The sequence below is a fragment of the Xanthomonas sp. WHRI 8393 genome, assembly GCF_040203315.1.
In the GTDB taxonomy this organism is placed as follows: domain Bacteria; phylum Pseudomonadota; class Gammaproteobacteria; order Xanthomonadales; family Xanthomonadaceae; genus Xanthomonas; species Xanthomonas arboricola.
Genome location: NZ_JBEGGL010000005.1, coordinates 249,869 through 266,536 on the forward strand (window position 1 = coordinate 249,869; position 16,668 = coordinate 266,536).

At 65.7% G+C, this 16,668-nt stretch carries 13 protein-coding genes, 5 tRNA genes and 3 pseudogenes; 9 read left to right on the forward strand and 12 right to left on the reverse strand.

Annotation, left to right across the window (positions count from 1 at the left end; all coding sequences use genetic code 11):
• Positions 1 to 220: 220 nt before the first annotated feature.
• Positions 221 to 982 carry a 3-hydroxybutyrate dehydrogenase gene (locus tag ABQ137_RS17225; RefSeq protein WP_102251943.1) on the reverse strand — a complete coding sequence of 254 codons (762 nt, stop codon included), beginning with the start codon at positions 980 to 982 and terminating at the stop codon, positions 221 to 223.
• Positions 983 to 1,064: 82 nt separating this feature from the next.
• On the opposite strand from ABQ137_RS17225, the gene ABQ137_RS17230 reads away from it, so the two are divergent.
• From ABQ137_RS17230 to ABQ137_RS17250, 5 genes are all read left to right on the forward strand, one after another.
• The gene (locus ABQ137_RS17230) at positions 1,065 to 1,727 is read left to right on the forward strand and encodes a CDP-alcohol phosphatidyltransferase family protein (protein ID WP_349783246.1); all 663 of its coding nucleotides are present in this window, start codon (positions 1,065 to 1,067) and stop codon (positions 1,725 to 1,727) included.
• Between the two features lie 54 nt (positions 1,728 to 1,781).
• The gene (gene phaE / locus ABQ137_RS17235; RefSeq protein WP_349783263.1) at positions 1,782 to 2,951 is read left to right on the forward strand and encodes a class III poly(R)-hydroxyalkanoic acid synthase subunit PhaE; all 1,170 of its coding nucleotides are present in this window, start codon (positions 1,782 to 1,784) and stop codon (positions 2,949 to 2,951) included.
• Positions 2,948 to 4,024 (forward strand): class III poly(R)-hydroxyalkanoic acid synthase subunit PhaC, encoded by a 1,077-nt coding sequence (locus ABQ137_RS17240; RefSeq protein ID WP_024938704.1) that lies wholly within the window; start codon positions 2,948 to 2,950, stop codon positions 4,022 to 4,024. The genes phaE and ABQ137_RS17240 overlap by 4 nt, the downstream gene beginning before the upstream one ends.
• A gap of 103 nt (positions 4,025 to 4,127) precedes the next feature.
• On the forward strand, positions 4,128 to 4,328 hold the full coding sequence (locus ABQ137_RS17245) for a PspC domain-containing protein (RefSeq protein ID WP_104574704.1): 201 nt from the start codon (positions 4,128 to 4,130) through the stop codon (positions 4,326 to 4,328).
• Positions 4,298 to 4,813, forward strand: coding sequence for a hypothetical protein (locus ABQ137_RS17250; protein WP_349783247.1), 516 nt, complete (start codon positions 4,298 to 4,300; stop codon positions 4,811 to 4,813). The genes ABQ137_RS17245 and ABQ137_RS17250 overlap by 31 nt, the downstream gene beginning before the upstream one ends.
• Here ABQ137_RS17250 and ABQ137_RS17255 read toward each other — a convergent pair.
• A complete protein-coding gene (locus ABQ137_RS17255; RefSeq protein ID WP_228911755.1) occupies positions 4,771 to 5,982 on the reverse strand; it encodes an NAD(P)/FAD-dependent oxidoreductase in 1,212 nt (403 codons plus the stop codon). The genes ABQ137_RS17250 and ABQ137_RS17255 overlap by 43 nt on opposite strands.
• A gap of 192 nt (positions 5,983 to 6,174) precedes the next feature.
• Here ABQ137_RS17255 and ABQ137_RS17260 point away from each other — a divergent pair, with 192 nt between their 5' ends.
• Positions 6,175 to 6,402, forward strand: coding sequence for a hypothetical protein (locus tag ABQ137_RS17260; protein WP_016904406.1), 228 nt, complete (start codon positions 6,175 to 6,177; stop codon positions 6,400 to 6,402).
• 244 nt (positions 6,403 to 6,646) lie between these two features.
• Entirely contained in the window at positions 6,647 to 9,013 is a 2,367-nt protein-coding gene (locus ABQ137_RS17265; RefSeq protein WP_024938700.1) for a Tex family protein, read from the forward strand.
• Positions 9,014 to 9,398: 385 nt separating this feature from the next.
• On the opposite strand, the pseudogene ABQ137_RS17270 reads toward ABQ137_RS17265, so the two are convergent.
• From ABQ137_RS17270 to ABQ137_RS17280, 4 genes and pseudogenes are all read right to left on the reverse strand, one after another.
• Positions 9,399 to 12,380: pseudogene (locus tag ABQ137_RS17270) on the reverse strand (PAS domain S-box protein); the annotation flags it as partial.
• A gap of 6 nt (positions 12,381 to 12,386) precedes the next feature.
• Positions 12,387 to 12,731 (reverse strand): annotated as a pseudogene (locus ABQ137_RS20710) (PAS domain-containing protein); the annotation flags it as partial.
• Positions 12,732 to 12,761: 30 nt separating this feature from the next.
• Positions 12,762 to 13,172, reverse strand: a pseudogene (locus ABQ137_RS17275) (histidine kinase); the annotation flags it as partial.
• Positions 13,173 to 13,369: 197 nt separating this feature from the next.
• A complete protein-coding gene (locus ABQ137_RS17280; RefSeq protein WP_046342825.1) occupies positions 13,370 to 13,750 on the reverse strand; it encodes a response regulator in 381 nt (126 codons plus the stop codon).
• 139 nt (positions 13,751 to 13,889) lie between these two features.
• Between ABQ137_RS17280 and ABQ137_RS17285 the strand changes: the two genes are divergently transcribed.
• Both ABQ137_RS17285 and ABQ137_RS17290 read left to right on the forward strand, forming a co-directional pair.
• A tRNA-Leu gene (locus ABQ137_RS17285) sits at positions 13,890 to 13,976 on the forward strand.
• A gap of 346 nt (positions 13,977 to 14,322) precedes the next feature.
• Complete coding sequence (locus ABQ137_RS17290) at positions 14,323 to 14,499, forward strand: hypothetical protein (protein WP_349783248.1); 177 nt, start codon at positions 14,323 to 14,325, stop codon at positions 14,497 to 14,499.
• 207 nt (positions 14,500 to 14,706) lie between these two features.
• On the opposite strand, the gene ABQ137_RS17295 is transcribed toward ABQ137_RS17290, so the two are convergent.
• From ABQ137_RS17295 to ABQ137_RS17320, 6 genes are all read right to left on the reverse strand, one after another.
• A tRNA-Glu gene (locus ABQ137_RS17295) sits at positions 14,707 to 14,782 on the reverse strand.
• Positions 14,783 to 14,830: 48 nt separating this feature from the next.
• Positions 14,831 to 14,906, reverse strand: a tRNA-Ala gene (locus ABQ137_RS17300).
• 502 nt (positions 14,907 to 15,408) lie between these two features.
• Positions 15,409 to 15,484 (reverse strand) — tRNA-Glu (locus ABQ137_RS17305).
• 45 nt (positions 15,485 to 15,529) lie between these two features.
• Positions 15,530 to 15,605: transfer RNA gene (locus ABQ137_RS17310), tRNA-Ala, on the reverse strand.
• A gap of 104 nt (positions 15,606 to 15,709) precedes the next feature.
• Entirely contained in the window at positions 15,710 to 16,171 is a 462-nt protein-coding gene (locus tag ABQ137_RS17315; protein WP_039514407.1) for a c-type cytochrome, read from the reverse strand.
• Positions 16,172 to 16,179: 8 nt separating this feature from the next.
• Positions 16,180 to 16,572, reverse strand: coding sequence for a c-type cytochrome (locus tag ABQ137_RS17320; RefSeq protein WP_046342823.1), 393 nt, complete (start codon positions 16,570 to 16,572; stop codon positions 16,180 to 16,182).
• Positions 16,573 to 16,668 lie beyond the last annotated feature (96 nt).

Sequence of the window (16,668 nt, forward strand, 5' to 3'; positions counted from 1 at the left end):
ATGGACTTCGATCTGCTGGCACCAATGTGCATGCGATCGACCTGGCGAGCGCAACCGCAAATCGGCGCTGCACGCTGTGGCGACCTGCCGCCCGCATTCGCCTCCACGCACTTCTCCACACCGGTTGTGGATGAATCCTGCGCAAGTCTGTGGACAACTGCGCGCGCGCCTTGCGGCGCAAGGCGGCCACGGAAGCTGGTGAAAATTTCGCCAGCCGCGCTTACTGCGCGGTCCAGCCGCCATCGATGGCGATCGCCTGCCCGGTGATGTTGCGTGCGGCATGCGACATCAGGAACGCGACCGTGCCGGCGAGTTCGTCGTAGTCGATGAAGGCGCCCTTGGGCATCGGCTTGAGCATCACATCGCGAATCACTGCGTCTTCGGCGATGCCGCGCGTGCGCGCCTGGTCGGCGATCTGGCGCTCCACCAGCGGGGTGCGCACATAGCTCGGGCACAGCGTGTTGACGGTGATGTCGCAGTCGGCGGTTTCCAGGGCGATGACCTTGGCCAGGCCGACCAGGCCGTGCTTGGCGGCGACATACGCGCTCTTGTACGGGCTGGCGACCAGCGAGTGGATGCTGCCGATGTTGACGATGCGCCCGTAGCCGGCCGCGCGCATGCCGGGCAGGACCGCGCGGCTGAGCCGTGCGGCGCCGGTCAGCATCACATCCACCAGCAAGGCCCAGCGCTGCATCGGAAAGTCTTCCAGCGCTGACACCTGTTGCAGGCCGGCATTGTTGACCAGCACCTGCGGCGCGCGCGTCACGCGCGCCAAGGCCTGCGCGATGCCGTGGTCATCGGTCACGTCCAGCGCCAGTGCTTCGGCCGAGCCGCCGGTGTCGCGCAGGCGCTGCGCGGTGCGTTCGGCTGCCGCCAGGTCCATATCGCTGACGATCAGATGGTGGCCGCCGGCGGCCAGCTCGGTGGCGATGCCGGCGCCGATGCCGCTGCCTGCGCCGGTGATCAGGATGCTGCGCTTCATGCTGTCCTCGGTGTCGATCGTGCCCGGCCGGAGCGGCCACGCTGATCGCCAGCCTAGCCGATAGCGCGAAACGGTCGCCTGCATGGCGTGCGCGCGTTACCCTTTGCGCCTTGCTCTTCTCAGGTTCCGCATGAAACGCCATTTCTCGATGCTGCGCGATTTCCAACTCGCGGACTGGTTCACCCTGGCCAACGCCTTCTGCGGCACCGGCGCGGTGTTCGCGTCGATGCGTTTCCTGCAGGAAGGCCATCGCGGCGACCTGCTGCTGGGCATGGCGCTGATCCCGCTGGCGTTCGTGTTCGATGCGCTGGACGGGCATGTGGCGCGCTGGCGCAAGGCGTCCTCGACCCTGGGCCGCGAGCTGGACTCACTGGCCGACGTGATCTCGTTCGGGGTGGCGCCGGCGGCGCTGGGCTATGCCTGCGGCATGCGCGGCGGCTGGGATTGGTTGGTGCTGAGCTATTTCGTCTGCTGCGGCGTGAGCCGGCTGGCGCGCTACAACGTGACTGCCGAAGAGATCGCCGGCGAGGCCGACAAGGTGCCGTACTTCGAAGGCACCCCGATCCCCACCAGCCTGCTGCTGGTGATCCTGCTGGCGGTGGCCGCCAGCAGCGGCTATATCGGCCAGACCTTGTGGTGGGGCCAGTGGCAGCTGGGGCCGTGGCAGTTCCACCCGTTGGTGCTGCTGTTTGCGGTGTCCGGTTCGCTGATGATCAGCAAGACGCTGCGCATCCCCAAACCCTGACCGGTACGGCCGGGCACACGCGGTAGGATGGCTGGTGGACAGTCACGGGAAGGGATCATGGCAACCAGCGGTTCGGACAACGGCAACTTCGAAGACAAGGCGCGCCAGTACTGGAGCGCCTGGGGAGATGCCATGCGCCACGGCCAGTCCGGCGCCGCTGCCCAGCCCGGTGCCGTTCCCGGGACGGGGCCGGGCAGCGACGCACCGCAGGATTGGCGCAAGGCGATGGACTGGTGGTCGCAACTGCTGCCCACCCAGGCCGCACCGCAGGCGCAGGAGGCCATCGACCGCTTCCGTCATCAGGCCGGCGACTGGTTCGGCACCATGCAGCAGGTGGCCGCGCAGTTTGCCGGGCGCGACACCTCGGCCAATGAGGTCTCCGAAGCCTGGCGACGTGCCGTGCAGGGGCAGGGCGAGCAGCTGATGCAGTGGACGCTGGGCTCGCTGCGTGGCGGCAGCCCGGGCGGCTTCGACCCGTGGCTGCAGGACGCTGCGCAGGCGCTGGCGAAGTGGCGGGAAGAAAACGCGCCCTGGCTGGGCATGCCGGCATTCGGCGTGAGCCGCAATCACCAGGCACGCCTGCAGACGCTGGCCCGTGCGCAGCAGGAGTACCAGGCGCAATCGCAGGCCTATGGCGAACAACTCAAGTCGGCGATCGAGCAGGCGTTCGGCCGGTTCGCCTCCAAGCTGGGGGAGCACGAAAGCAGCGGCAGTCAGCTGACCAGTGCGCGTGCCTTGTTCGATCTGTGGATCGAGGCCGCCGAAGAGTCGTATGCCGACGTCGCCTTGTCCGACCAGTTTCGCGAGGTCTACGGCGGCTTTGCCAATGCGCATATGCGCCTGCGCGCCGCGCTGCAGGAAGAAGTGGAGCAGTTGAGCGAGCGTTTCGGGATGCCGACGCGTTCTGAGATGGACGCCGCGCATCGCCGCATCGCCGAGCTGGAACGTGCGGTGCGGCGCATGCTGCGCGCCGCGGCCAGCCCGGCCGGCAAGCCCGCTGCAGCGGCGGCTGACCCGGCTGCGCCGGCCACGGCCAGGCGCGCGCCGGCCGCCAAGGCGGACACTGCGCCCAAGCCGGCAGCGGCGACCAGCCCGGCCAAGAAACCGCCAGCGAAAACCGCCCCAGCCAAGAACACGAAGGCGGCCAAAAGCGCCGCCAGGCCATCGACCGGCACAGCTTCCGGTAAGTCGACCGCACGCAAGCCACGTGGAGCGCAGACATGAAAGGCCCGTTGGGATTCAGCGCCGAAGACCTGATGCAGGAAACCCTGTCGATGCAGCGCAAGCTGCGCGAGGGGCTCAAGCTGTTGCCCGGCGTGGAAGACGTGGATTACGGCGTGACCGAGCGCGAGGAAATCTGGCGCGACGGCAAGGTGGTGCTGTACCGCTTTGTCGGCGAGCAGGCGCCGGTGGCCAGGACGCCGCTGCTGATCGTCTACGCGCTGGTCAACCGCCCCTACATGGTCGATCTGCAGGCCGACCGCTCGCTGGTCAAGGGCCTGCTGGGCCACGGCCAGGACGTCTACGTGCTGGATTGGGGCTACCCGGACCGCTCCGAGCGTTACCTCACCCTGGAGGACTATCTGCTGCGCTATATCGATGGCGCGGTGGATCACCTGCGCGCGCAGTCGGGGCTGGAGGCAGTCGATGTGCTCGGCATCTGCCAGGGCGGCACGTTTGCGCTGTGCTATGCGGCGCTGCAGCGGCCGAAGGTGCGCAACCTGATCACCATGGTCACGCCGGTGGATTTCCACACCCCCGACAACATGCTCTCCAACTGGGCGCGCATGGTCGATGTGGATCTGTTCGTGGACACCATGGGCAACGTGCCGGCGGATCTGATGAACGCCAGTTACCTGATGCTCAAGCCGTTCCGGCTGAATCTGCAGAAATACGTCGGCTTGCTCGACATCCTCGACGACAAGCAGGCGCTGGAAGATTTCCTGCGCATGGAAAAGTGGATCTTCGATTCGCCCGATCTGGCCGGCGAGGCGTTCCGCGAGTTCGTCACCCAGTTCTATCAGCGCAATGGGCTGGTGACCGGGCAGGTGCGCATCGGCGGGGAGGCGGTCGACCTGCAGGCGGTGGACATGCCGGTGCTCAACATCTACGCCGAACACGATCATCTGGTGCCGCCTGACGCCTCGCGTGCATTGCGCGGCCTGGTCGGCAGCGACGACTACACCGAGCTGAGTTTCCGCGGCGGGCATATCGGCATCTACGTCTCCGGACGTGCGCAGCGCGAGGTGCCGGTGGCGATCCACCGCTGGTTGCAGGAGCGTGGCGGCAACGCGTGATCCGGCTTCGGGTTGCGCTGTGCCTGCAGCGAGCAGCCGCAGCCGTCACAAGGCGCAGTCGCTGCGCTTTTTAGACTGGGCGACACGTTCGAAGGAGCCTTCCATGGTCACGACCACCACATTGTCCCGTTCCCTCAACGACCGCATGATCGCCGGCGTGGTCGGCGGCATCGCCCGCCGCTTCGGCTGGAGCTCCACGCTGTTGCGGGTGCTGTTCGTGATCGTGTCGATCGCCTCCGCGGCGTTCCCCGGCATCCTGGTCTATCTGATCCTGTGGCTGCTGATCCCCAATCAGGCCGACTGACGCCCGCCCGGCGCCGGTGGTCGTCCGTGCAGGTGCTGGGCGCGTTGTGGACGCTGCCCAATACCTTGCTCGGCCTTGCCATCGGTGCCGCCGGCAGCTGTTTCGGCGCGCGTCCGCGCTGGTCCGGGCGGGAACTGGCCGTGGTGTTCCATGCCTGGCCATGGGGACCGGGCGGGGCGATGACGCTGGGCAATGTGATCCTGCTCAAGGGCGCCTCGCTGGATCTGCAGTGCAGCACGTATGCGCATGCGGCCGGGCGTTGTCAGCACCCGCCGGTGCGCCTGGGCGACCACGAACGTGCGCATGTTTACCAGTACATGCTGCTCGGCCCGCTGTTTTTGCCGGTGTATTTGCTGTGCGGCGGCATCCACGTACGCAATCCGCTGGAACGGGCCGCCGACGCGTATGCGCTGTATGGCCACGGCTGGTGGCCGTGGGGATCTCAGCGCAACCGCGAGAAACCGAACAGGTCCGATAACGGGTGAGGCCTGCCTTCCAGTTGCGCGCGCAATAAGCCTGCGCCGATCGCGCTGTAGGTGATGCCGTTGCCGCCGTACGCCATCGCGAACGACACCCGCGGCCCATGTTGCGGATGCGGGCCGAAGAATGGCAGTCCATCAGCGGTTTCGGCGAAGGTGCCGCCCCAGGCGAACACCGGGCGCAGGCTGATGTCCGGCATCGTCCGGTGGATCTTCTTCAGCAGCGTCTTCAGCTTGCGCATGACACGTGCGTCGCGACGTGCGGGCAGATCGATGTTGTCGTCTTCGCCGCCGGCCACCACGCGTCCATCCGGCGTGCTGCGCAGGTAGAGATAGGGACGCGCGGTTTCCCACATCATGGTGTGCTTGAGCGCGCCCATCTCGCCGTCGTGCAGCGGATCGGTCACGAATGCGTAGCTGCTGCGGTTACGTGCCACGCGCTGCGACAGCCACTGCTGGTTTGCGTAGCCTGCGGCCATGATGACGTGCCGGGCGCGCAGCGTGACCCCGTCGCGGGTGCGCAACGCGACATGCCGGTCGTGGGGTGTGAGGGTGGCGATCGCGGTGCGGTCGTAGATGCGCGCGCCGTAATGCTCGCCTTCTGCAAACAGGCGGTAGCACAGCCGATACGGATCGACGCTGGCGGCCAGGCGGCTGAGGATCGCGCCCTCCGAGCGTACGCCGTAGTTGTGCCACAACGGCGTGCGCTCGATCCATTCGACCGGAAGAGTGTGGGTTTTTCGCACCTGCAGTTCGCTGCGTAGGTCGTCGAGATCCCGCGACCGGCTGGCGTAGTACAGGCTGTCCTGACGGCTGAAGTCGCAACCGCCCAGCGTATTGCAGAGGCCTTGCAGGTCGATGATGGCTTGCGCGCACGCAGCGTATGCCGACGCTGCCGCCGGCATGCCGTAATGCCTGGCCAACTCGATCATCGGTGTGTCGATTTCGTACTGCAGCAAGGCGGTACTGGCCGAGGTACTGCCCCAGCCGATCTCGCGCTGCTCGACCACTACCACCTCGTGCCCGTGCTTGAGCAGTTCGTGCGCGATCAGCGCGGCAGTGACCCCGCCGCCGATGATGGCCACCTCGCAATCGGTGTCCCGCTCCAGACGCGGATAGGCGCGCATCAACCCATTGCGGATCGACCAGAACGGGTAGCCACTCTTGAGGTCCATGCGGTGTCGTACGTGCGGGAGGAGCGCAATTGGACCGGCAGGTCGGGTGAAGCGGTTGTGCAGACAGGCGAGGGGATCCCGCCGTCACCAAACCGCAAACAGCCGGCGTTAACGTGCGTGGAAAGCTCCTCACGGCACGGTCGTTATGCTCGCGCCACTAACGTAGTCACAGTTGTTAATGAGGGTGTGGGCATGTCGATCGTTCTGTACGTCGGTGGCAGCAAAGATGGCGACAAGGGAGTTGTGCCTTACGGGTTCAGCAAGTCGCGCGCGATGACCGACGCTGGCCCGGAGATCTATGTCGAGCGCATGGTGCCGTTGAAGGACGTCGGCAAGATCCGCGTGATGGCACTGGAATCGCTGCACGAAAGCATCCTGGTCGAGCGCGCGGCCACGCATTACGCAGGTCGCGCCAGCTAAGCGCAGCCGACCGGACGAGTGCGCTCACTGTCAGTGGGCGCCAAGTGCCCACTGCTGCAGGTATCGCAACGGTACTTCAGCGCTTCCGCACCATCGGTAACCCCCCGACGATCGCCCGCTAGCGCTTGTCAGCCATCGACGGGCGCGCCGGCACAGGGTTATGGCGATCCTGTCAACGGGTTCCCGCGGCGGGCCAGCACTGCGAAAATGCTTTTTTCAGTGAAGCGGCTCCGGCCGCGCCGCCATGCACGACAGCCAGCTTGCCCAGCAGATCGCTCGCACCATCGCCGACGAGATCGGTGCCCAACCCGCCCAGGCGCGCGCCGCCATTGCCCTTCTCGACGAAGGCGCCAGCGTTCCGTTCATCGCGCGCTACCGCAAGGAAGTCACCGGCGGGCTGGACGATACCCAGCTGCGCAATCTGGAAACGCGCCTGACCTATCTGCGCGAGCTGGAAGAGCGCCGCGCGGCGATCCTGTCCAGCATCGGCGAGCAGGGCAAACTCAGCGACGAATTGCGCGCCGAGATCGTGGCGGCCGACAGCAAGTCGCGGCTGGAAGACCTGTACCTGCCTTACAAGCCCAAGCGCCGCACGCGCGCGCAGATTGCGCGCGAAGCCGGTCTGGAGCCGCTGGCCGATGGCCTGCTGGCCGACCCGAACCAGGCGCCGGAAGTCGCCGCTGCGGCCTACATCGACGCGGAAAAGGGCGTGGCCGATATCAAGGCAGCGCTGGAAGGCGCACGCGCCATCCTGATGGAGCGCTGGGGCGAAGATGCCGCCCTGGTAGGTGAGCTGCGCAGCTGGTTGAACGACAACGGCGTGATTCGCGCGCGCGTTGCCGAGGGCAAGGAAGAGGCCGGTGCCAAGTACCGCGATTACTTCGATCATGCCGAATCGCTGTCCAAGATTCCCTCGCACCGCTTGCTGGCGCTGTTTCGTGCGCGCCGCGAGGAGTTCCTGTACCTGGATCTGGAGCCGGGCAACGATGCCGAGGCCGGCCATCAGTACGCCGAGGGCCGTGTGGCGCGCAATGCCGGCATCTCCAACCAGAACCGTCCGGCCGATCGCTGGTTGCTGGATGCCTGCCGGCTGACCTGGCGCGCCAAGCTGCACATGCATCTGCTGCTGGACCTGTTCAACCAGGCGCGGGAGAAGGCCGAGGCCGAGGCGATCGCCGTGTTCGGCGACAACCTCAAGGACCTGATGCTGGCCGCGCCGGCCGGCCCGCGCGTGGTGCTGGGGCTGGACCCGGGTATCCGCACCGGTTGCAAGATCGCCGTGGTCGATGCCACCGGCAAGCTGGTGGCCACCGAGACGATCTACCCGCACGAGCCCAAGCGGCAATGGGAGCAGTCGCTACAGACGATCAAGAAGCTGTGCATGCAGCACAACGTGGAGCTGATCGCGATCGGCAATGGCACCGCCAGCCGCGAGACCGACAAGCTCGCCGGTGAGGCGATCGCGCTGTGCGGGGCGAGCAAGCTGCAGAAGATCGTGGTCAGCGAAGCCGGTGCGTCGGTGTATTCGGCGTCCGAGTTTGCTGCCAAGGAGTTCCCCAATCTGGACGTGTCGCTGCGCGGTGCGGTGTCGATTGCGCGGCGCCTGCAGGATCCGCTGGCCGAGCTGGTCAAGATCGAGCCCAAGGCGATCGGCGTGGGCCAGTACCAGCACGACGTGGATCAATATCGTCTGGCCAAGGCGCTGGAGGCGCGCGTGGAAGACTGCGTCAATGCGGTCGGCGTATACGTCAATACCGCGTCGGCGGCGCTGCTGTCGCGCGTATCCGGGCTGTCGAGCACGGTGGCGGAAAACATCGTGCGCCATCGCGACGACAATGGGCCGTTCAAGCGCCGCAAGGACCTGCTCAAGGTGCCGCGTCTGGGCGACAAGACCTTCGAACAATGCGCCGGTTTCCTGCGCATCGCCGATGGCGACGAGCCGCTGGACGTGTCGGCGGTGCATCCGGAAGCCTATCCGGTGGTCGAGCGCATCGTCGGCAGCACCGGCAAGCCGATCAAGGCCCTGCTGGGCGACGGCAGCTTTCTGCGTGGACTCAAGCCGGAGCTGTTCACCGACGAGCAGTTCGGTGTACCGACCGTGCGCGACATCCTCAAGGAGTTGGAAAAACCCGGCCGCGATCCGCGCCCCGAATTCAAGGCGGCACAGTTCGCCGAAGGCATCGAGGACATCAAGCACCTTAAGCCCGGCATGGTGCTCGAAGGCGTGGTCAGCAACGTCGCCGCATTCGGTGCGTTCGTCGACATCGGCGTGCATCAGGATGGCCTGGTGCACATCTCCGCGTTGTCGGACACCTTCGTCAAGGATCCGCGCGATGTGGTCAAGGCCGGCGACATCGTCAAGGTCAAGGTGCTGGAAGTGGACGTGGCGCGCAAACGCATCGCGCTGACCTGCCGTCTGTCCGATACGCCACCGCCGGCCGATGCTGCAGCCCAATCGCGCGATCAGCGCGGCAACGGCGGCGCGGGGCAGGGCCGGCGCGAGGGTGGCGGTGGGCGTGGCCCGGCGCAGGGCAACAGCAAGCCGCGCACCACTGCGCCGCCGGCCGACAACGCGCTGGCCGCGGCATTCGCACGCGCCAAGCGCGGCTGAGTCAGCGTGCCCGGCGGCTGCCCTGGCGTGGCTGGGCCGTGTAGATAGACCCGCTCGCAAGGCGGCGGGTCCGGCTGCGATTGGATCGCGCTTGGGCAGGCTGATCTGCAACTTGGCTGCGGGTCCGTGCACTCCGACCACCGCGGTGCGCCTATGCAGATACGATCAGTCGTAAGGCGGCTGGTCTGAGGCCTTGCTGCAGGGCCCTTGCCCGCCCACCATCGCAGGACACGCTGCAAGTACGTCCATGTAGGCTCTTACGCGGCATCCATGCCGCGTAAGGTCCCGCGACGGTGGGCGGGCAAGGACCTGTTGGGATGGTCGGTGTGTGTGCTGCAAGCAGCACTTGGTTGACCACGCTGTTTTATTGCGTTTCCAGGCGATCTCACGCCTCGCTGCGTAGCGCGCGCGTCGGCAAGATCAGGCGTTCGATCAGGTCGACCAGGCCGGGTGGTTCCACCGGCTTGCCCATATGCGCATCGAATCCGGCGACCACAGCGCGGTCGCGGTCTTCTTCGCGCACATAGGCGGTGAGGGCGATCGCGGGGATGTGCCGCGGCAGGTCGGCGCGGCCGGAGCGCACCGTGCGGATCAAGTCGTAGCCGTCGCGCACCGGCATGGCGATATCGCTGACCAGCACATCGAAGGGCGTCTCTGCCAGGCATTGTTCGGCCGCTTCCACCGAGCCGGCCGCCTGCACCTGCGCGCCGGCAAGCATCAGGAACTGCACCACCGCCTCGCGCGAATCCTGGTCGTCGTCGACCAGCAGCAGGCGCACGCCATCCAGGCGCCCGAGACAATCACTCGGCAGCGGACCGACCTGCAGCGACCCGGCCGACGCGGGACGCAGATCGCTGACCCCGTGCTGGAACGGCAGCACGATGGTGAAGATCGACCCCTTGCCTTCGCCCGCACTGGAGGCACCCAGGCTGCCGCCGTGCAGATCGACCAACTGGCGCGAGATCGACAAGCCCAGCCCCAGCCCGCCCACGCGCCGCGTGGTGCCGGCATCGGCCTGGCGAAAGCGGTCGAACACATGCGGCAGGAACTCGGCCGCAATCCCGATGCCGGTGTCCTGCACGCACAGTCGCAGCCGTTCGTCCTCAATGTCCAGCGCCACCCGCACCGTTCCGCCGGGTGAGGTGAATTTGAGCGCATTGCTGAGCAGGTTGGACAGCACCTGCTGCAGCCGCCCGGCATCGCCGAAGAACCACAGCTCGCCCTCGCTGGGTGCATCCAGTTCCAGCGCGATGTCGCGCGCCAGTGCAGACGGCTGCATCAACTCCACCGTACTGCGCATCAATCCTGCGATATCGAAGTGCTCTGCCTGCAGACGGATTTTGCCGGACAGGATCGCACTCATGTCGAGCAGGTCGTCGATGATCTGCGTCTGCGCACGCGCACTGCGTTCGATGATGACCAGCCCCTTGCCCAGATTGGCCGGCTCGAACACCTCCGACTGCATCAACCGCGACCAGCCCAGGATGGCATTGAGCGGCGTGCGCAATTCGTGGCTGAGCGTGGCCAGGAACTCGTCCTTGACCCGGTTGGCATGCTCGGCCTGACTGCGTGCGACAGTCTCGGCCTGCAGCGATTGCTTGAGCTTGGCATCCACGCGCGTACGCTCGATGACGATGCCGGCCAGATGCGATGCAGAGCGCGCCATCGCTTGTTCGCGCAGCGAGGGCAGGTGGACGCGGTCGTAGTAGATGTTGAGCGTGCCCAGCACTTGGCCGTTGCTGTCCAGGATGGGCGTCACGCAGCAGGCGACGATGCCCAGCGCCGCCGAAATCGCGTGGTGGTCGCTGAAGCTGGGGTCGGCCTGGATGTCCTCGCAGATCACCTGCTGACCGAGATAGGCCGAGCGCGCGCACGGCGGCCCGTTCGGCCCGATCGGCGAGGCTTCGAAATGCCCGCGGTACTCGACCGGAAAATGCGGCGCCGAGCCGAAGCTCAGCATCTTGCGTACGTCATCCAGCACCATCACCGCGCAATACAGCGCAATCTCGCCACGCGCTTCCACGCTCGCTGCGATGGCGTCCAGCACCACCGGCAGCGGCGCGCCGGTGGTGATCAGGCTCAGGATGGCGCGATCGGAGGCGGTTTCATCCTCGATCAGCTTGCGTTCGGAGATATCGGTCAGCGAACCGATATGGCCGAGGAAGCGTCCGTCGCTGGCGAAATGCGGCGACGCGGTATCGATGCACCAACGGTATTGCCCGTCGTGACGACGCACGCGGTACTCGGCCAAGAACTCGCCTCGCTGCTCCAAGGCCTGGCCGAATGCGTGGCGCACGCGTTCGGCATCGTCCGGATGCATCACATCCCACCAGCCCTGGTCCATGGCCTGGTCTTCGGCCTGCCCGGTGAAGTGGTACCAGCGCGGATTCCAGTACACGCAGTCGCCCTGCGCATCGGCCATCCAGATCATTGCCGGCACCGTCTCGCACAAGGCACGGAAGCGCACCTCGCTTTCGCGCAGCTGTTGCTCGAACGCACGGCGGTCATGGATATCGGTGTAAGTGCCGATCCACTCGCTGATGCTGCCGTCGTCACCGCGCACGGGCAGGGCACGTGCCAGATGCCAGCGCCGCTGGCCATCGTGGCGTTGCAGCTCGCACTCCATCTCGTAGGCGCGCTCGCCCTCGATGGCCAACACCCAGGCCTGCGCGGACAGCTGCAGGCCATCGGCGGTGTGTGCCTGATGCCACGCAGTGGTCTGGTGATCGGCAGGATCCAGTCCGGTGTATTCGTACCAGCGCCGGTTGAAGTAATGCGGCTCACCCTCCGGGTCGGCAATGAAGATGATCTGTGGCAGCGTGTCGGCCAGTCGGCGCAGCCGCGCCTCGTTGGCGGCCAGTTGCTGCTGCGCCTTGGCGCGTTGCATGGATTCCCAACAGCGCGCCGCAACCAGGCGGACCAGCTCGATCTCGGTGGACAGCCAGCGCCGCGGTGCGCGCTGATGCACGCCGATGGCCGCGACCAGGCGGCCGTGTTTGTGCAGCGGAATCGCCAGCGATGCGCGCAGGCCGGAGCGTCGGTACTGCTGCGCCACGTAGTCCGGTGCGCCGGGCGCCATCGCATCGGTGGTGAACCAGGGGCGGTTTTCCAGCAAGGCGTCGCGCAGGCCCTGCGCCACTTCCAGCGGAAAATCGCCCTGCAGGCTAGGCATGTCCTGCACATGGTCGCTGATCACGTGCATGGTTCTGCCGTCGGCCGCCGCCAGGCCGAACGCGCAGCGATTGACCTGCAGATGCTCGCCCAGCAAGCGCACGCTGGTATCGATGATCTGACGCGGATCGGAAACGTTTTGCAGCGCGTCTTCGAGCATCAGCAGGAAACTGTCGCGACTTGCCATGCTGCGTTGCTGGGTGACATCGAATCCGTGCACCAGGATCGCGTCAATGCGGCCGTCGCGCTCGCGCATCGGCTGATACAGGAAATCCACGAAGGTCTGATCGAGCGCATTGCCGGGCGTGCGCTGCAGATAGGCGGACATCGATTCGCCGATGAAGGGGCGGCCGCTGCGCCGCACCTCATCGAGCAGCTCGAGATAGCCCTGGTCTGCGACTTCCGGCATCGCCTCGAGCAACGGACGGCCGAGCAACGGTCGCTGGCCGACCAGCTCGTGGAAGCGTTGGTTCGCGCTTTCGATGATGTAGCCGGGTCCCCGCAGCACCGCCATGAAGGCCGGCGACTGGTCGAGCGAAGGCGACACCGCTGCGGGCGCGGACTCGCGACGGGGCGGCCCCGCAGCAGGGGCGGGCGTGCCCGCGACATACAGCATGCCCAGAGGTTTGCCGGCCTGCAGCACCGGGCTGCAGGACCACGTCGACAGCGTCAATGCTGCACGCGCATCGGCACTGCTGTGGTTGGCTTCAGCGCCGTCTGCAAGTTCCGCCAAGGGGTGGCCGAATGCTGCCGGGTGGCGTTCACCCAACAGCGCGGCGCAGGCATCGTTGTAGATGCAGCGCGACTGCTCGCCCCAGACCAGCAACATTGGCGCCTGTGCATGCAGGCACAGCGAAAGCGTCGTGCGCAGCGCTGGGCTGTCGCGTAGCAGCGGGTCGGCGGCGCATGCGGACGATGCCAGCAACAGCCCGGCTGTCTCGCACGTCTCCGGCAACAGACCGGCAAACGGCGACACGGCGATATCCATTGGTGACCTGCCCATCATGCCTGGATGCACGATTCTAGTGGCAAGCGGGCCGTGATCGAGGGGGTGTGGCAGCCGGCGCGACCGCGCGATGAGCCTACGTTAAGCGCAGCAGGCGGGCGGTCTGCAGGTGTGGCTGGCGATGAATGAGAGCATCGGCCGGGCCCGCATGCTGGCGACGCAGGGGCTGGTCGGAGCTTTCAGCTGGCGGCGCCGCTCAGCTGCCGTGCCCTGGCCAAAGCGCTGATCAGTTCGTCTGACAAATAGGGCTTGGTCAGGATCACACCGCGCTCGAAGCCGCTGGGGATGGTGCCACTGGCAACACCGGTCGCCAGCACGAACGGAATCCCGAGCTCCGACAGCAACCGGGCGACCGGCTCGCTGGTCTCGCCATTGCCGAGGCGGTAGTCGAGCACTGCGATCTCCGGCGCATCGGCCTGAATCAGGGTTAGCGCTTGCGCAACCTCCCCGACCGGACCCAGCACCACCGCGCCAGCCTGGACGAGCTGCAGATCGAGCAGCATGGCATTCATCTGGTCGTTCTCGACCACCAGCACCCGAACTCCACGCAACACCGACATTGCTTACTCCTTCACCTAAGTCGGCCAGTATATCGACACTGCTCCACCGCAGCGCTGACGCCAATGCTTGCAGCTGAATTCGTCAGGCGCGTTCTGACACTGTTCGTTTCATGCGCAAGTCGCTATACTGCGCGGCCACGCCGAAGTGGCGGAATCGGTAGACGCAGCGGATTCAAAATCCGCCGCCCTTAAAAGCGTGTGGGTTCGAGTCCCACCTTCGGCACCAGGATGTAGCGGTACAGGCAAAGCCCTTCTGGCGACGGTCAGAGGGGCTTTTCTTTTGTGCGCTCGAGAATCGCCGCAACCAACGAACGTTGGCAGCTGCTGCATCGTCGCGCCTGAGTATGCCGTCAGAAATAGAGCATTTTGCCGTGGACGTGGCGCAGCTGCTGATGCAGCGGCGTCACCTTTCTTCACCGCATGGCGGCGTGTTCCATTGCCTCGTATCGATGAAGCATGGTCGCTGAAAATTCCGGCGAGATGAGCGTGGGTTGCTGGTACACGCCTGTAGGCACGCAGCCATCACGCGCGATGCGTACCTTGGAAAGCTCTTTTCAAGCAGGTGGCTTCCCATGGATTTCGATTCTTCGCAGAAACTGCGCATCTTGCGCGACATCCATGACACCAAGCCGGTCGCCGACGAAGAGGCCAACTGGGCAGTGCGTGCCGGCTATGCGACCCAAGCCGAAGACGGCGACATCGATCTCACCCACGAAGGTCGCAAGGCGCTGGATGTCGGCCAGACCTGATCCGTCGTTGTGCGGATTCGTTCGACGCGCAACCAAGCTGTGAGCGTTCCACAATCGATGCGTGCGTGCGTGCGTGCGTGCGTGTGTGTGTGGATGGACTGACAGGATGCGCGCGTATCGTGTCGCCACGTCTGCATGCGGTGGAACAGGGTGCCGCTGAATTTCAGGCAAAAAAAAGCCCCGGCAGTGCCGAGGCTTTCGGATGATTGGCGTCCCCACGGGGATTCGAACCCCGGTGTCCACCGTGAAAGGGTGGTGTCCTAGGCCTCTAGACGATGGGGACGCGTATCAAAACCTGGTTGTAGATTCCAGACGGCCTATGTCGGGAATTTGGTGGAGCCAGGCGGGATCGAACCGCCGACCTCCTGCATGCCATGCAGGCGCTCTCCCAGCTGAGCTATGGCCCCACGATGCTGCGAGCCGGCAATCATAGCGACATCGATGGCGCTTGGGAAGTGGTGTGCGCAAAAAAGTTTGCGCGACCGATTCGCCAGTAGCGGGGACCAATGGCGCGTGCCTTTGCGAGCGCTTGATGAGTGCGCGCGTCGCAAACTGATCGACCTCGATGTCGTCTGCATGCACGAGTGCCTGGTTGCGTAAGGTGTGGCGGTGCAGTGGCAGCGGCGTCTTTTGCACGTCGGTCATGTGCAATAGTCTGCGCACAACATTCGATCAGCATCGCAACATCCTGCATTTGCTTGCACCGCAATCTGCGTAGCCGTGCCGGCAACCGCAGCAAGTGAGGTGCAAAGCTCCAGGTCGCACTACGCTGATGCGGAGCTGTTGCATCAACGATATCGACAGATGACACGCCACACCACGAGCACCGCATGCAGATAACCGCGCATGCAATCGATGCTGAAAAACACGCAAAAAAAAGCCCCGGCAGTGCCAGGGCTTTCAGATGATTGGCGTCCCCACGGGGATTCGAACCCCGGTGTCCACCGTGAAAGGGTGGTGTCCTAGGCCTCTAGACGATGGGGACGCGTATCAAAACCTAAGTTGTCACCCTGACGGCCTAAGCCAGGAGTGGTGGAGCCAGGCGGGATCGAACCGCCGACCTCCTGCATGCCATGCAGGCGCTCTCCCAGCTGAGCTATGGCCCCACGAAACTGAGAACGAAATGATAGCGGCCTGTTAATGTTCGCGCAAGTGCTTTTTCATTTCGCATGAGACGCAGCGTGCGCGGGGCACGCTGCTCATCGACAACTCAGTTGACGCCGTGCAGGTCGCGCAGCTGCGTCTGTCGAGCACCGAAGTATGCGGCCAGGTCGGCGATGTCCTGATCGCTCAGCGCAGTGGCCTGCGCCGTCATCAACGGGTGCTGGCGATCGCCGCTGCGGTAGGCCTGCAAGGCGTGCGCAAGATAATCGCCGTATTGGCCGCCGAGCTTGGGATAGCTGGGGTCGATGGGGGCATTGCCGTCGGCGCCGTGGCAATCGATGCAGCTCTGGCCGGTGGCCTTGCCTTTCGCGTGCGCCAGCTTGTCGCCGGCGTCGGCGCGTCCGGTCGGCAGGCCGGCAGACGAGCCGGAGCCATGTTCGCCACTGGCGTGGCCGGCATCGCCGGCGGAATGATCGGTGGACTCGACCTGGGATTGGGAGCAGGCCGCCAACATCAGGGCAGCGACCAGGGCGATGGCTAGACGCGGAGCGTGCAGGGCGTTCGGCATGTGGGCGCTTATTTGAGGGTGGACAGGTAGGCGGAGATATCGGCGATGTCCTGCTCGGAAAAGCTCTGCGCCTGCGCTTGCATGGTGGGATGCTTGCGTTTGCCCTGGCGGTACTCGGTCAGCGCCTGGGTCAGATACTGGCTGGACTGGCCGCCGATCTTGGGCACGCGATAACTGGGATAGGCGTTCTTGTAGCCGGTGACGCCATGGCAGCCCTGGCAGGTGTAGGCCAGCAAGCGGCCGTTGGACGGATTGCCGGTGGGCGCTGCGGGTGTAGCCACTGCCGCGGCGGGCGCAGGGGTGGCGGGTGCGGCTGGCGTGACTGACGGTGTCGCTGATGCGCCCCCAAACGGCAGGAAGACGACCAGAGCGAGACAAGCGGCGAGCGGCTGCGGGCGCATGGTTTCGTATCCGGAAGACTGATTGAACGTCCGCACGTGGGGGCGTGGCGGAACCGGTCCGAGTATGCCTGCGATTTGGCGTGGCGCAAACGGGGT

Bases quoted from the DNA above. Each gene is read 5' to 3' on its own strand.
- ABQ137_RS17290 (WP_349783248.1), top strand. From the start codon at position 14,323: ATGGATTTCGATTCTTCGCAGAAACTGCGCATCTTGCGCGACATCCAT.
- ABQ137_RS17225 (WP_102251943.1), bottom strand. From the start codon at position 982: ATGAAGCGCAGCATCCTGATCACCGGCGCAGGCAGCGGCATCGGCGCC.
- ABQ137_RS17280 (WP_046342825.1), bottom strand. From the start codon at position 13,750: ATGTCGGTGTTGCGTGGAGTTCGGGTGCTGGTGGTCGAGAACGACCAG.
- ABQ137_RS17320 (WP_046342823.1), bottom strand. From the start codon at position 16,572: ATGCGCCCGCAGCCGCTCGCCGCTTGTCTCGCTCTGGTCGTCTTCCTG.
- ABQ137_RS17265 (WP_024938700.1), top strand. From the start codon at position 6,647: ATGCACGACAGCCAGCTTGCCCAGCAGATCGCTCGCACCATCGCCGAC.
- ABQ137_RS17230 (WP_349783246.1), top strand. From the start codon at position 1,065: ATGGCGTGCGCGCGTTACCCTTTGCGCCTTGCTCTTCTCAGGTTCCGC.
- ABQ137_RS17260 (WP_016904406.1), top strand. From the start codon at position 6,175: ATGTCGATCGTTCTGTACGTCGGTGGCAGCAAAGATGGCGACAAGGGA.
- ABQ137_RS17245 (WP_104574704.1), top strand. From the start codon at position 4,128: ATGGTCACGACCACCACATTGTCCCGTTCCCTCAACGACCGCATGATC.
- ABQ137_RS17315 (WP_039514407.1), bottom strand. From the start codon at position 16,171: ATGCCGAACGCCCTGCACGCTCCGCGTCTAGCCATCGCCCTGGTCGCT.
- ABQ137_RS17255 (WP_228911755.1), bottom strand. From the start codon at position 5,982: ATGGACCTCAAGAGTGGCTACCCGTTCTGGTCGATCCGCAATGGGTTG.
- ABQ137_RS17240 (WP_024938704.1), top strand. From the start codon at position 2,948: ATGAAAGGCCCGTTGGGATTCAGCGCCGAAGACCTGATGCAGGAAACC.